General features: G+C 67.8%; 13 protein-coding genes. 5 read left to right on the top strand and 8 right to left on the bottom strand.

Annotation, left to right across the window (positions count from 1 at the left end; genetic code table 11):
- Positions 1 to 3: 3 nt before the first annotated feature.
- From rfbA to MTBSS4_RS09705, 5 genes are read right to left on the bottom strand one after another with little or no spacing between them, the layout of a single operon-like run.
- Entirely contained in the window at positions 4 to 891 is an 888-nt protein-coding gene (gene rfbA / locus MTBSS4_RS09725; RefSeq protein WP_173983207.1) for a glucose-1-phosphate thymidylyltransferase RfbA, read from the bottom strand.
- Positions 888 to 2948, bottom strand: a complete 2061-nt coding sequence (locus tag MTBSS4_RS09720) for a tetratricopeptide repeat protein (RefSeq protein WP_173983206.1) — start codon at positions 2946 to 2948, stop codon at positions 888 to 890. The genes rfbA and MTBSS4_RS09720 overlap by 4 nt, the downstream gene beginning before the upstream one ends.
- Positions 2945 to 3940, bottom strand: coding sequence for an NAD-dependent epimerase/dehydratase family protein (locus MTBSS4_RS09715; RefSeq protein WP_173983205.1), 996 nt, complete (start codon positions 3938 to 3940; stop codon positions 2945 to 2947). The genes MTBSS4_RS09720 and MTBSS4_RS09715 overlap by 4 nt, the downstream gene beginning before the upstream one ends.
- Positions 3937 to 4485, bottom strand: coding sequence for a dTDP-4-dehydrorhamnose 3,5-epimerase (rfbC, locus tag MTBSS4_RS09710; protein ID WP_173983204.1), 549 nt, complete (start codon positions 4483 to 4485; stop codon positions 3937 to 3939). Before rfbC ends, MTBSS4_RS09715 begins: the two co-directional genes overlap by 4 nt.
- A 26-nt stretch (positions 4486 to 4511) precedes the next feature.
- On the bottom strand, positions 4512 to 5666 hold the full coding sequence (locus MTBSS4_RS09705) for a class I SAM-dependent methyltransferase (protein ID WP_173983203.1): 1155 nt from the start codon (positions 5664 to 5666) through the stop codon (positions 4512 to 4514).
- 144 nt (positions 5667 to 5810) lie between these two features.
- Between MTBSS4_RS09705 and MTBSS4_RS09700 the strand changes: the two genes are divergently transcribed.
- The 4 genes from MTBSS4_RS09700 to MTBSS4_RS09685 all read left to right on the top strand — a co-directional run bounded on the left by MTBSS4_RS09700 (position 5811) and on the right by MTBSS4_RS09685 (position 7909).
- Positions 5811 to 6446 carry a nicotinate-nucleotide adenylyltransferase gene (locus tag MTBSS4_RS09700; protein ID WP_254432466.1) on the top strand — a complete coding sequence of 212 codons (636 nt, stop codon included), beginning with the start codon at positions 5811 to 5813 and terminating at the stop codon, positions 6444 to 6446.
- Positions 6447 to 6452: 6 nt separating this feature from the next.
- Positions 6453 to 6854, top strand: a complete 402-nt coding sequence (gene rsfS, locus MTBSS4_RS09695; protein WP_368667772.1) for a ribosome silencing factor — start codon at positions 6453 to 6455, stop codon at positions 6852 to 6854.
- Entirely contained in the window at positions 6854 to 7312 is a 459-nt protein-coding gene (gene rlmH, locus MTBSS4_RS09690; RefSeq protein WP_173983201.1) for a 23S rRNA (pseudouridine(1915)-N(3))-methyltransferase RlmH, read from the top strand. Before rsfS ends, rlmH begins: the two co-directional genes overlap by 1 nt.
- An 87-nt stretch (positions 7313 to 7399) precedes the next feature.
- Positions 7400 to 7909 carry a hypothetical protein gene (locus MTBSS4_RS09685; protein WP_173983200.1) on the top strand — a complete coding sequence of 170 codons (510 nt, stop codon included), beginning with the start codon at positions 7400 to 7402 and terminating at the stop codon, positions 7907 to 7909.
- A 57-nt stretch (positions 7910 to 7966) separates the two neighbouring features.
- On the opposite strand, the gene MTBSS4_RS09680 is transcribed toward MTBSS4_RS09685, so the two are convergent.
- The gene (locus MTBSS4_RS09680; RefSeq protein WP_173983199.1) at positions 7967 to 9664 is read right to left on the bottom strand and encodes a PAS domain-containing methyl-accepting chemotaxis protein; all 1698 of its coding nucleotides are present in this window, start codon (positions 9662 to 9664) and stop codon (positions 7967 to 7969) included.
- Between the two features lie 323 nt (positions 9665 to 9987).
- Here MTBSS4_RS09680 and MTBSS4_RS09675 point away from each other — a divergent pair, with 323 nt between their 5' ends.
- Positions 9988 to 10617, top strand: a complete 630-nt coding sequence (locus MTBSS4_RS09675) for a response regulator transcription factor (RefSeq protein ID WP_173983198.1) — start codon at positions 9988 to 9990, stop codon at positions 10615 to 10617.
- On the opposite strand, the gene MTBSS4_RS09670 is transcribed toward MTBSS4_RS09675, so the two are convergent.
- Both MTBSS4_RS09670 and MTBSS4_RS09665 read right to left on the bottom strand, forming a co-directional pair.
- Positions 10618 to 11568 carry an NADP-dependent oxidoreductase gene (locus MTBSS4_RS09670; RefSeq protein ID WP_173983197.1) on the bottom strand — a complete coding sequence of 317 codons (951 nt, stop codon included), beginning with the start codon at positions 11566 to 11568 and terminating at the stop codon, positions 10618 to 10620.
- Entirely contained in the window at positions 11568 to 13067 is a 1500-nt protein-coding gene (locus tag MTBSS4_RS09665) for a benzoate-CoA ligase family protein (protein WP_173983196.1), read from the bottom strand. The genes MTBSS4_RS09670 and MTBSS4_RS09665 overlap by 1 nt, the downstream gene beginning before the upstream one ends.
- Between the last annotated feature and the right edge of the window lie 5 nt (positions 13068 to 13072).

Genomic DNA, 13072 nt, shown 5'->3' with positions numbered 1-13072 from the left:
GCCTCACTCCCCCGCGCCCGAGCCGAACGCCCGGCACAGCCCCTGGACGTACAGGCCATAGCTGCCATTGCCGAGCCCGTCGGCGCAGCGCCGCAATCCATCCAGGTCGATGAAGCCCTTGCGGTAGGCGATCTCTTCCGGGCAGGCCACCGTCAGCCCCTGGCGCTCCTCGATGGCCTGGACGAAGATCGAGGATTGCAGCAGCGATTCGTGGGTGCCGGAATCAAACCAGGCATAGCCGCGCCCCATCTGCTGCGCCACCAGATCGCCCCGGCCGATATAGGCGCGGATCAGGTCGGTGATCTCGGTCTCGCCCCGGACCGACGGCTTGAGGGCGGCGGCCATGTCCGACACCTCGGGACCGAAGAAGTAAAGGCCGGTCACCGCCTCGTTGGAAACCGGAACCTTCGGCTTTTCCACCACGTCGGCCGGATCGCCCCGGCCGTCGCGCACCAGCACGCCATAGGCCTCCGGCGTCCGGGTGACATAGGTGAAGATGGTGGCGCCCGATTGCTGGGCCATGGCTTCGGCCAGCAGTTCCGGCAGGCCGTGGCCGAAGAATATGTTGTCGCCCAGGATCAGGGAACAGCGGTCGCCGCCGATGAAATCCCGCGTCAGGACGAAGGCCTGCGGCAACCCCTCGGGGCGTTCCTGCTTGATATAGGTGATCGAGATGCCCCAGGCGGAGCCGTCGCCCAGCAGGTTGACGAAGCTGTCTTGATTGTCGGGCCGGGTGATGATGGCGATCTCGCGGATGCCGGCCAGCATCAGCACCGACAATGGATAATAGATCATCGGCTTGTTGTAGACGGGCAGAAGCTGCTTGCTGACCGCCAGCGTCACCGGCGCCAGCCGCGTTCCCATGCCGCCCGCCAGGATGATTCCCTTCATGCTCGTCCTTCCTCCCCCCTGGTGCCGCGCCGACGCATGAGGCCGAGCAGGGCGTCTTCGACGTCGCGTGCCCGCGCCGCCGTGTCGCACAGCGGCGAGCGGCGCAACCGTTCCCTCAGGCCCGCCCGCAGAACGGCCAGACGGTCGCGGTCTTCCGCCAGCCGGCGGGCCGCGTCCACGTAGCCGTCCGCCCCGGCCGCCGACAGGTCGCCGAGGCCGATATCAGACAGAATGGCGAGACCGAAGCGCTGCCACGGCGCGGAACCGTGGCGGGATACCACGGGAACCCCCATCCACAGGCCGATGAGCGAGGTAGTAGCACCGGACACCGGGAAGGTGTCAAGAATGATCGCCACCTCGCCATACACGTCCATGGCCCAGTTCGGTCCCAGCGGACGCAGCTCGGCGCGCCCGGCCAGACCCGCCGCATCCAGCCGGCCGCGCCAGTATGCCGCCATCCCGGCGCCGGCATAGGCGGGATGGGCGAGCAGCAGCGACCAGCCGGGGCAGGAATCCAAAATCCGCCGCCAGCAGGCCAGCAGGCCGTCATTCAGCCGGGCCGGATTGGCCAGGCACCCGAACACCGGCCGGTCCGGCATGGGAAAGACCTCCGGCCAGGCGGGGTCGGGGGCGAACGGCGCCACCGCGTGGGGCAGGCGCAACAGCGGCTCGGCGAATCCATCCTCGCCGCCCGGCGGCGACAGGCGGCAATCGGTCAGGATGAAGTCGAGGCCGGCAAGGCCGGTGGTCATGCCGCCCCCCAGCAGCATGCTTCCCTGCACCGGCGCCGACCGCCATTTCATCACCCCCAGCCGGTTGCCGGCGGTGCGTCCGGCGCAATCGATCAGGACATGAACGCCATCGGCGCGGATACGCTCGGCCAGTTCCCGGTCCGACCGCCCCAGGCTGACCCGCCAGACATCGGCCTGGCGCCGGAATCGCTCGGTCCAGGCGTCCTCGACGCGGGTTTCGCAATAGCACACCACCTCGACCCGGCGGCGGTCGTGCCCCTCCAGCAGCGGAGCGAGAAAATAGGCCAGGGCATGACCGCGAAAATCCGGCGACAGATAGCCGATGCGCAGCCGCTCGCCCTCCCGCCACCGGGTCTCGGCCGCCACCGTCGCCGGCGTCGGCGCCGGCGTGTCCAGAAGGCCGGTCAGCGCCAGCAGATCGGCGGGAACGGCATCTTCCAGGTGAGGCAGCACGAACAGCAGCCGCTCGACCAGACGGTCGCTCGCCGCCGGATGGGCCGCCAGCGACCGGCGCAGCAGACCCGCCGCCTCGTCGGCGCGCCCAAGGGCGGCAAGACTGGAAGCCAGCGCCGCCGCGGCATTTGGTTCGTCCCGCCCCACCCGTCCGGCCGCCGTCTCCGCCACCTCCAGCGCCTCGATGCCGCGCCCCTGGCGCTGAAGCGCGCTGGCCAGCGCCAATAGGGCGGCAAGGCCGGGATCGGGGCGGCCAGCGGCGCGGCGGGCCAGGACCTCGGCCCGCTCCGGCTCGTCCCCGGCCAGCCGGACCAGGGCCAGGTTGGTAAGGGCGTCGGGATCGTCGGGGGCCAGGATCAGGGCGCGGTCCAGCGCCGCCACCGCCTCGGCATGGCGACCGAGGGCGATCAGCTGACCGGACAGGGCCACCAGCACATCGACGGAATCGGGCCGAAGCTCCAGCAGGCGCCCATAGGCCGCCACCGCCGACTCGGCATCACCGGCGGCGGCCAGGGCATCGGCCAGATTGGCCATGTCCGCGGGTTCGGGCGCCGCCAGGGCTCCCAGGTGCCGGGCGGCGAGGCCGGGGTGGCCGGCGCTCATCGCCACCAGCGCCAGGGCGCGCCGGTGCGACGGCTCGGCCGGGGCCAGTTCGGCAGCGCGGGCGAAAGCCTCCAGCGCCTCCGGCAACCGCCCGAGACCGGCCAGCACCTCCCCCTGGAAATGAAGGGGAAACGCCTCGGCCGGCATCAGCGCCGCCAGTTGCCGCCCCGCCTCCAGCGCCCCGGCCGCATCCCCCCGCTGGTGGGCCTCCAGGGCCGTCGCCAGCAATAGCCGCAGCCTTTCGGTCATCGAACCGTCCGGGTCAGGGCGTCGTCGACGGTCTTTCCGATCCCGGCGCGCAGACCGGTGAGCGGCCGCCAGCCGGTGGCGGCCGCCAGCGCATCCCAGGTGCCGACGAAATCACGGAACTCGATGGCCGACAGCCCGGCCGGCGAGGCAACGCTCTCCACCGCCGCCGGCGGTCGGCCGGTCCGTTCGGCCACCACCTCGACCGCCAGACGGAAAGCCTCGGCGACGGTGGTTCCGGCGCCGGAACACACCAGGCAGGCCTGGCCGGCCAGCGCCTCGCCATGACTGCCCGCCAGCAGGAAGGCGGCGACCACGTCATCGATGAACACGTAATCCCGCACCCAGCGGCCGTCGTCGAACACCGTCACCGGACCACCGGCCAGCGCCTTCTGGACCACCTTGTTGAGGACGCCGCGATCGGCCGTCGACGACGACGGGCCGGGGCCGTAGACGTTGGCCAGCCGCAGGGCGCCGCCGCTGATCTGTCCCAGCCGGGCGTACAGCGCCAGATAGCCTTCCGCCGCCAGCTTGCCGGCGTCGTAGGCGGTGACCGGCGCCGGACGGTCGCCATGCCGCACCGGCAGGGATTCCGGCAGCCCGAACACCGTGGCGGTGCTGGCCATGATCACCGTCACCGGCCGCGGCTGCCGGCGGGCGGCCTCCAGCAGACGCAGGGAAAGGGCCACATTGGCCTCCAGGTCGCCGACCGGGTCGGCCGCCGCCTGATAGACGCTGGTCTGGGCGGCGCAGTGAAACACCACGTCGATGCCGTCCAGCGCCTCGTCCCAGGTGGCCTGGGCCATGGGATCATCGCTGGAATCGCCCAGGGACCAGCAATCCAGCGGCGCCAGCGACCGGCGGGCATGGCGGCGGATGCGGCAGCCGGTGCCCAGCAGGTGGCGGACGATGCTGCCACCGACGAAACCGCTGGCGCCGGTGACCAGCACGTTTCTGCCGGCATAGTCGGCGGCGGCCACGGCGGGCGAGGTCATGCCCGCCCCAGTCGCCGGGCCACCTCGGCGAAGGTGGGAAAGGCGGCGTCGCGGGCCGAGACGGTGGGGGACGCGATCGGCCACGGCACCGCCAGGGTGGGGTCGTTCCAGACGATGCCGCCCTCGTCGTCGGCGTGGTAGTAATCGGTGCATTTGTAATGGACGGTGGCCCGCTCGCTCAGCAGGGCGAAGCCGTGGGCGAAGCCGGGCGGCATGTAGATCTGGCGAACCGGCATCGCCGCCAGTTCGAAACTCTCCCAGCGGCCGAAGGTGGGGGAATCGGGCCTGATGTCGACGCAGACGTCGAGGATGCGTCCCTCGGTCAGCCAGACCAGCTGGCCCTGGGGGTGGCGGATCTGGAAGTGAAAGCCGCGGATCACCGCGCCGCTGGATACCGAGACATTGTCTTGCACGAAGGTCTCGGCGATACCGGCGTCGCGATAGCGGCGATCGCTCCAGCTTTCGTAGAAATGGCCACGGGAATCGCCGAAGCTGCGGGGTTCCAGCACCAGCAGGCCGGAAAGCGGGGTGGTCACGACATTCATGGATACCGCCATGGATAGTTCACCATTCACAATAATCCGGCCAACAGGCCGTCGGCACCGATATTGCGCCGAACCATGTCGTGGAATTCCTCTGGCCAGTGATACGGAATCATCCCCACCGCGCCGGCCATGGAGACCTGTTCATATCCCCCCGCCGCCTTGCGCATGGCCCAGAAACCGCGATAGACGCTGACCGGTCCGAAGAACCGGCCGACGCCAAGGGTGACGCCGGGATGGAATATCCCATCGCCGCCAGGGCACCCGACCGAATCCTTGCGGGCGTTGGCCAGGGCGAGCGCTCCGTCCACTTGGTGCAATTGCAGTTCCAGATCGTCGCCGCAGATGACCCCGCCCTCGGCCAGCACTCCGTCGCAGGCCTGAAGATCGCAAAGCACCTCGGGGTGAAGGTGGCAGCCGTCCAGATAGATCAGGTCGAAACGCCGTCCCGCCAGGGTCGGCAGCATCTCTTGGCTTTGCCCCCGCATTTCGGTCACCACCACCCGGTCCGGAATGAATTTGAGAGTATTGCGAAACACCCGATGGGCGGTCCCGTCCTCCAGGTATTGGCCGATGCTGCCGCCGTAATCGTATTGGCCGAGATCCCCCCCGTCCCAGGGGTCGATGCAGCAGATTTCGGCGGGACGGTCGGTCAGGCGCTCGACCGCGGTGGCCCAGGTCATCAGCGACGCGCCCATGAAGCTGCCGACCTCCAGAATGCGGATCGGCCCCTGTCCGCGCCGTTGCATGTGGACCAGGGCGCTCATGTAAGCCTGCCGCTCGGGAGCGTGGACTCCCTGAAGGACGGGAAACCACGGCCTGGATTCATTCCGGCGGATGAGGTCCAGCAGGCGGGAATCGCCGCCAATGGCCGCCTGCATCCCCCGCGCCATTTCCAGGGCGTCGTCCATGTAGCCCATCTGAATGAGGACGCCCGCCAGGCTCAGGCCATATTCGACGTTATCCGGCCCGGCGGCGACAGCGAGCTTCAGATAGGGCAGCGCCCGGGCCGGACGACCCTTCAGGGCTTGAATCATTCCCATATTGTGATTGACGTCCGGATTATCGGGAAAGCATTCGAGTAGGAAGCCGTAAAGATGCTCGGCCCGATCAAGCTCGCCGGCATTCTGATGGGCGAGCGCCTGCTGGAAGACCTGATGAGGCGTCAGACCAACTTCAGTCATCCGGTTCATTCCGATCCAGTATCCGGGTTCCAGCATCCGGATAGCAAACTACGGTGATGGGGCGCAAGCTGTCGTGGGAATTCGGCATGGCCGCGATGCGGCGGCTGGCGTAAAATGGGCCGACATCAGCAAACCGGTGATTACGTGTCGGGCAAACGCAAGGCGGTCGGCATTTCCCCCCCTCCCAATCCCTGGGGAGACCGCCGCCGGGTGCGGGTCGGATTGCTGGGCGGTTCATTCAACCCCGCCCATGGCGGCCATCGCCACATCGCCGAACTTAGCCTGAAGCTGCTGGGGCTGGACGAGGTCTGGCTGCTGGTCAGCCCGCAGAACCCGCTGAAGCCGGTGGCCGGCATGGCGCCGCTGGCCCGGCGGCTGGCCTCGGCCCGGGACGTGGCGGCGGGCAACCCCCGCCTTCGCGCCACCGCCATCGAGACCCGCCTGGGCACCCGCTATACCGCCGACACGGTGGCGCGGCTGCGGATTCGTTTTTCCCGCACCCGCTTCGTCTGGCTGATGGGGGCGGACAATCTGGTCCAGATGGCGCGCTGGGCGCGCTGGCCCCGCATCCTCGCCACCGTTCCGGTTGCGATTCTGGCGCGCGGTCCCTATTCTGCACGGGCCCTGGCCGCCAAGGCGGCGCGGCGTTTCGCCGCAAGCCGCGTCGGCGACGGCCGGGCCCGCGCCCTGGCCGGACGGACTCCGCCGGCCTGGACGTTTCTCCGCATTCGTCTTCACCCCGCCTCGTCCACCGCCATTCGCGGCCAAAGCCAGCCATAGGAGTTCATCATTTCCTCTCCCGCCATTCCATCCGCCCAGACCCTGGTCGACCTGGTCGTCGCCACCCTGGAGGACCACAAGGCCGAAGACATCGTCGTCATCGACCTCAAGGGCCGCACCTCCATCGCCGATCACATGGTGATCGCCACCGGCAAGTCGCAGCGTCAGGTCGGCGCCATGGCCGATCATGTGTCCCGCGCCCTCAAATCCGCCGGCCAGCACGTCCAGACCGAGGGCGAGCCGCAATGCGACTGGGTCCTGGTCGACGCCGGCGACATCATCGTCCACCTGTTCCGCCCCGAGGTCCGCGCCTTCTACAATCTGGAGAAGATGTGGAACGTGATGGAGGCCAAGGCCGACGCCGCCTCGGCCGCCGCCATCCGCGCCAGGGCCATGCAGGGGGGGTGATGCGCATCACCCTCGCCGCGGTCGGCAAGGCCAGGGCGGGCCCGGAACTCGACCTCTACCACCAGTACATTCGCCGCCTGTCGCCGCCGCCGGTGCTGCGCGAGGTGGAGGAAAAGCGCCCCCTGGCCTCGCCGCAGATGAAGGCGCGGGAAGCCGACCTGCTGCTGGCCTGCGTGCCCGACGGCGCGGTGGTGGTGGCGCTGGACGAACGCGGGCGCGACATGACATCGCCCGACTTCGCCGGCAGAATCGGAAGATGGCGCGATAACGGCATCACTGATCTGGCCTTCCTGGTCGGCGGCGCCGACGGCCACGGCCAGGCGGTCCGCGACCGCGCCGACCTGCTGCTGTCGCTGGGGCGCATGACCTGGCCGCATATGCTGGTCCGCGCCCTGCTGGCGGAACAGTTGTGGCGGGCCCAGGCCATCCTGGCCGGACATCCCTATCATCGGGTTTGATCGGGCGATAATGGTTTTGTGCCCTCTTGAATTCTTCCTCTTCATGGCGCAAGGATGACTCGTGGGGATCACAGGGGATCAGGAGGAATGGTGACGGATTCGGACATTCCGCCGGAAGAGCGCGTTGCCTTCGAGGAATTCGCAGCCAGGGTCGACGGCACCAATATCAGCGCCCAGACCTTGCTCGCGACCGATTACCTTAACCATTTCAATGAAATCGTCATGCTGCTCGACATGATTCCGGACATGCCGGACATGATCGAGGAATGCAAGATGTGGGCGCCCAAGAGCTATACCGAGCATTTCGCCGATTCCAGCTTCAAGGACAAGCAATTGGCCATCGAGGCCTACGACCGGGTGCCCGGCAAGTACCGCCGCCCGTTCGAGGAGACCCTGAACCAGTTGAACACGCTGATTCTGGGCGGGGTCGCCAAGCTGGAGGAGGAGATCGTCGCCGGCTCCGACCCCGGCCTCGTCGCCGAGCACGTCAAGGCCATCAGCCGCGCCGCCCAGGCCCTGATGGACTGTGCCAACGCCATCATCCACGGATCGGACCGCGCCATGGCGCAGGTGGAAATCGACAGCCTGCTGGCCTGATCACGCAAAACCCTCCCCGTCTCCCATTCGGGAGAAGGGGAGGAGGCCCGCGCGGACTCAGGCGTTGCGGATTTCGCGGATGAAGCCCGCCACTTCCCTGGCCAACTGGTTGGAAGCGCCCTTCAGGCCGTCGGCGGCGCCGAACACCTGATCGGACATCAGCTTGGTTTCCTCGGCGGCGCCGGAAACCACCGCCACGTTCTCGGCCGCCTGCGACGTGCCGTGCGCCGCCTGCTCGACCGAACGGGCGATTTCGCTGGTGGCGGCGCCTTGTTCCTCGACCGCGGCGGCGATGGCCGAGGACAGCTCGTTGATGTTCTCGATGGTTCCCGAAATGGAGCTGATCGCCTCGACCGCCGATTGGGTCTCGCTCTGGATGGCGGCGATCTGGGTTCCGATCTCCTCGGTGGCCTTGGCGGTCTGATTGGCCAGATGCTTGACCTCGTTGGCGACCACGGCGAAGCCCTTGCCGGCCTCGCCGGCGCGGGCCGCCTCGATGGTGGCGTTCAGCGCCAGCAGGTTGGTCTGGGCGGCGATGTCGTTGATCAGCTTGACCACCTCGCCGATCTTCTGGGCGGCCTCGGCCAGACTGCGGACCATGCGGTCGGTCTCGCCGGCCTGACGCACCGCGTCGCGGGAGATGTCGGCGGCGTGCGAGACCTGCCGCGAGATCTCGGTCACCGACGACGACAGCTCGTGGGTGGCGGCCGACACCGCCTGGACGTTCGAGGTCACCTGCGAGGTCATGGCGGTGACGTTGCCCGCCTGGGTCATGGTTTCCTGGGCATTGTGCGACAGGGTCTGGGCATTGCCCAGCAGCGAGCCGGACGAGACGTCGATCAGGTCGACCACCCCCTTGACCCGGTCCTCCAGCGACTGGGCGACGCGGTTGAGCTCGGCGCGCCGCCGCTCCTCCGACTGGCGGTCCAGTTCGGCCTTTTCCAGCAGGTTATAGCCCAGCTTGGCCTTCATGGCGCGCAGCAGGGCACTGATCCGCTGAAACTCCGCCACCGGCTCGAACGGAATTTCGTGGGCGAAATCGCCGCGGGCGATGGCGTCGAAATGCCCTTCCATGTCGACGAGAGGGCGGATGATGGTGCCGATGACCACCTGCCGGAGTCCGAGAGCCAGAACGATTCCCAAGGCGAATATCACGAGACTGATGCCGGAGCGGCTGTCTGAATCCAGGTCGAGCAGATTGAGGACTTCCATTATTCCCAGCAGCGCGATCATGGCAGCAACCATGCCGGTCAGCCTGCCCTTGACGCTGCCGGCATAGCGCGACAGCCGGAACGACAGGCTGTCGGACACCACCTGACCGTCCCTGATGCCAAGGCCCTTGTCGGCGCCGGTGCGGATGGTCTGGTAGGCCGCCTCGGCGGCGCTGATCTGCGCCCGCGTCGGCTTGGAGCGGATGGAGATGTAGCCGGCGATCCGGCCATCCTCCATGAAGGGCGTGACATTGGCGCGCACCCAATAGGAATCGCCGGTCTTGGTCCGGTTCTTGACGAAGCCCTCCCACGGCCGCCCCGTCTTGATGGTGGCCCACAGATCGGCGAAGGCTTCCTTGGGCATGTGCGGGTGACGGACCAGATTATGGGGCGAGCCCAGCAATTCCGCCTCGGTAAAGCCGCTGATGTCGATGAACGCCTTGTTGACGAAGGTGATGCGGCCGCCGGCATCGGTCCTCGACACCAGCAGATCGCCGTCCTTCAGTTCCACTTCGCGATCGGTAACCGGTCCGTTGTCACGCATTGTCGTTTTACCCCGAAAAAATATAGGCGAATGTCGTATGTTTCAGATATGACTTTTAGAATATGCTCCGCTTATGACCGGGTTTCAAGCCCCAGCCCGGAAACATTTGCAAACCGGCGGATTCCGGCGGTCCGTCCTTCCACGGCCATGCCGCCGGCCCGAAACCGCCCCCGTGTGGCAAGATGGCTTTCCCCCCGTTCGCCGGTGTGGGAAAAGTGTGGGAAAGACCCTCTTTCAGGGTTTGCTTATTCTCCGGTAAACGGTAAGAATACCGCCTCGGGGGAGGCGGGGTCTTTCGGCCCTGACAAGGGATCAATAAATCAATGCCCGTCCAGCAGAACAGACAGATCGTCATCGTCATCGCCGAGAAGAATCCGCTGCTGCAAAGCAGTCTGGTCAAACTGTTCGACTGCGACGACCGCTTCAAGGTCGCCACCGTGGTCAACGATGGCGAGCGCTTTCTTGAAACCGCCGATTCGGTCCCCTTCGACGTGGGCATCATCGGCTGGGAAATGCCCAATATCGACGGGCGCGGCGTGCTGCAATCGCTGCGCGGCCGCGTCGACGCCCCCCGGCTGATCGTCTATACCGGCAGCCCCAACCCGGACGTTCCCCGTCAGGCCATGACCCTGGGCGCCGCCGGCTTCTGCTCGAAGCGCGAGCCGCCCGAACAATTGCTCGACACCATCATCGCGGTCGCGTCCGGCCGCATGGTGTTTCCGTTCATCGACGTCTCCAGCCTGGCCAGCGATCCCTTGGCCGGCCTGACCCCGCGCGAGCGGGAATTGCTGGCGGCCCTGGCCGGCGGCCTGACCAACCAGCAGATGGCCAGCCAGCTCGACATTTCGCTGAACACCGTCAAGTTCCACCTGAAGAACCTGTACGACAAGCTGGGGGTCGGCAACCGCGCCCAGGCGGTGGCCTTCTATCTGAAGGGGCGGGAATCCCGCTAACTAATCAACCATCAGCACGATCTTGCCGCGGCCATGGCCGCGGCGGTTGCGCCCCAGCGCCTCGGCGGCCTGATCCAGCCTCATCTCCTCGACCAGGGGGGGCAGCAGCGTGCCGTCATCCAGCAGCGCCGCCAACCGGCGCAATTGCTGGCCGTTGGGCTTGACGAACAGGTACTTGACGCGGATTCCCAGCCGTTCGGCCTCGTCCCGGTCGGTCTTGTCGGTGATGGAGACCAGAATGCCGCCCGGCTTCACGACCTGATAGCTGCGGGCCAGCACTTCGCCGCCGACGGTGCCATAGGCGAAGTCGACGCCCTCGGGGAACAGATCCCGCGTGGCCGCGACAAAATCCCGGGTGGTGTAGTCGATGACGTGATCGGCCCCGAGCCGGCGGACATAATCGTGATTCTCGGCCCTGGCGGTGCTGACGACGGTGGCGCCGGCCCATTTGGCCAGCGGCACCGCCAGCGAGCCGACACCGCCAGCGCCCGCATGGATCAGCACCACCTGGCCGGGGCGGATGTCGGCCACGTCGAACAGGGATTGCCAAGCGGTGAGGCCGGCCAGCGGAATGGCCGAGGCCTGGGCGAAATCCAGGCTGGCCGGCATCATCGCCACCGCATCGGCGGTCATGACGACGTATTCGGCGTAGGTGCCCCACTGGATGTCGGGCTTACGGCAGAACGACCATACCCGGTCGCCGATGGAAAAGCCGGTGACCCCCTCGCCCAGGGCGGCGATGACGCCGGCGGCGTCCCATCCGGGAATCAGCGGGAACTTGCAGGGAAACAGCCGGGCCAGGTTGCCTTCCCTGATCTTCCAGTCCACCGGATTGACGGCGGCGGCGCGAATCCGGATCAGCACTTCGCCGGGGCTGGGAACCGGCGTTTCGATCTCGCCCCACCGCATGACCTCGGCACCGCCGAACGACTCGACGATGACAGCCCGCATCAGCCGGCTTCCCGCAGCTTGAAGCGCTGCACCTTGCCGGTGGCGGTGCGGGGGATGGTGTCGAGGAAACGGACGGTGCGGGGGCATTTGAAGATCGCCAGCTTGGAACGCAGCGTCTCGACGATGCGGGTTTCCAGAACCGGCTCGTGCTCGCCCACCTCGGCGACGGCGTAAAGCACCAGACGGATCAGGCCGTCCTCGTTGGGAATGCCGACCGCCACCGCGTCGGCGACGCCGGGAACCATCAGGGCGGCTTCCTCCACCTCGGCGGGGCTGACCCACTGCCCCGACACCTTGATCATGTCGTCGGAGCGGCCCTGGGGCGTCCACCAGCCCTCGGCGTCCCGGGCGAAGACGTCGCCGGTCTTCCACCAGCCGTCCCGCAGCACCCGCTGGGTCACGTCGGGGCGGTTGTGATAGCGCCGGAACAGCGAATCCATGCGTATCCACAGATCGCCGGGAGTATCGGCGGCGTCGATGACCTCGCCGGCCGGGTTGCGCAGCTCGGCCTCGGCCCAGGGCAGCGGCCGGCCGCAGGCGCCGGGCTTCATGGCCCGGGGCGTGCTGGCGATGAACAGGAACAGCGATTCGGTGGCGCCGATGCCTTCCAGCATGATGCCGCCGGTTTCGTCCATCCAGCGGCGGCACAGTTCGGCCGGCAGGTTCTCGCCGGCCGAGACCCAGGTGCGCACGCCCCGGAACGCCTCGCTGGAGGCGATTCCGTCCTTGAGCATCAGGCGATAGAGGGCGGGCACCGACAGCACCACTTTCGGCCGGGTACGGCCGATGACCTGGGCGGCGGCGGCGGAATCGGGCCAGCCGCGATGCAGCACCAGGGTGGCGCCGACTCGAAGCGCCCCGATCAGGCAATGGCCCAGCGGATAGGCGAAGAACAGCTTGGAGGTCGAAAAGATGCGGTCACCGGGCTCAAGGCCCAGATTCTCCCGCACATGGCGTTCGCCCAGCGGAATCGAGGCATGGACATGCACGGCGCCCTTGGGCTGGCCGGTGGTGCCCGACGTGTACATCCACAACGCCATGTCCTCGGGGGCCATGTCGGCCGAGACCAGCCGGTCGGAAGCGCCGGCCAGGAAGGCGTCCAGTTCGCCGGTGGCGACCCGGCGCGGCACGGCGCGGCCGATGGCCTCGGCCTCGCGCGCCAGTTCGGCCAGATCGTCCTCGACCAGCAGCAGCGCGGCGCCGCTGTCGGCGCAGGCATGGGCCAGATCCTTGGCCGCCATGCGGGTGTTGAGCGCCACCGGCACCAACCCTGCCTTCATGGCGCCCAGATAGGCGGCCACCAGTTCGGGACCGTCGTCCAGCAGCAGCAGGACCGGCTGCTGGCGCGCCACCCCGGCGGCCAGCATGGCGTTGCCGAAACGGCAGGCCAGGCGGTCGAGGTCGGAATAGGTCAGGCTGCGCTCGCCGCAGATCAGGGCAAGCACGTCCCCCCGGCCGGCGGCAAGGCTCGGCCCCAGGATTTCGTCGGCACCGTTCATGATCT

The organism is Magnetospirillum sp. SS-4 (assembly GCF_902729425.1).
GTDB lineage: Bacteria > Pseudomonadota > Alphaproteobacteria > Rhodospirillales > Magnetospirillaceae > Phaeospirillum.
This window is presented reverse-complemented; position numbering and strand designations above follow the sequence as displayed.

Bases quoted from the DNA above. Each gene is read 5' to 3' on its own strand.
- rfbA (WP_173983207.1), bottom strand. From the start codon at position 891: ATGAAGGGAATCATCCTGGCGGGCGGCATGGGAACGCGGCTGGCGCCG.
- MTBSS4_RS09670 (WP_173983197.1), bottom strand. From the start codon at position 11,568: ATGCGGGCTGTCATCGTCGAGTCGTTCGGCGGTGCCGAGGTCATGCGG.
- MTBSS4_RS09705 (WP_173983203.1), bottom strand. From the start codon at position 5,666: ATGACTGAAGTTGGTCTGACGCCTCATCAGGTCTTCCAGCAGGCGCTC.
- MTBSS4_RS09680 (WP_173983199.1), bottom strand. From the start codon at position 9,664: ATGCGTGACAACGGACCGGTTACCGATCGCGAAGTGGAACTGAAGGAC.
- MTBSS4_RS09665 (WP_173983196.1), bottom strand. From the start codon at position 13,067: ATGAACGGTGCCGACGAAATCCTGGGGCCGAGCCTTGCCGCCGGCCGG.
- MTBSS4_RS09715 (WP_173983205.1), bottom strand. From the start codon at position 3,940: ATGACCTCGCCCGCCGTGGCCGCCGCCGACTATGCCGGCAGAAACGTG.
- MTBSS4_RS09720 (WP_173983206.1), bottom strand. From the start codon at position 2,948: ATGACCGAAAGGCTGCGGCTATTGCTGGCGACGGCCCTGGAGGCCCAC.
- rfbC (WP_173983204.1), bottom strand. From the start codon at position 4,485: ATGAATGTCGTGACCACCCCGCTTTCCGGCCTGCTGGTGCTGGAACCC.
- rlmH (WP_173983201.1), top strand. From the start codon at position 6,854: ATGCGCATCACCCTCGCCGCGGTCGGCAAGGCCAGGGCGGGCCCGGAA.
- MTBSS4_RS09675 (WP_173983198.1), top strand. From the start codon at position 9,988: ATGCCCGTCCAGCAGAACAGACAGATCGTCATCGTCATCGCCGAGAAG.
- MTBSS4_RS09685 (WP_173983200.1), top strand. From the start codon at position 7,400: ATGGTGACGGATTCGGACATTCCGCCGGAAGAGCGCGTTGCCTTCGAG.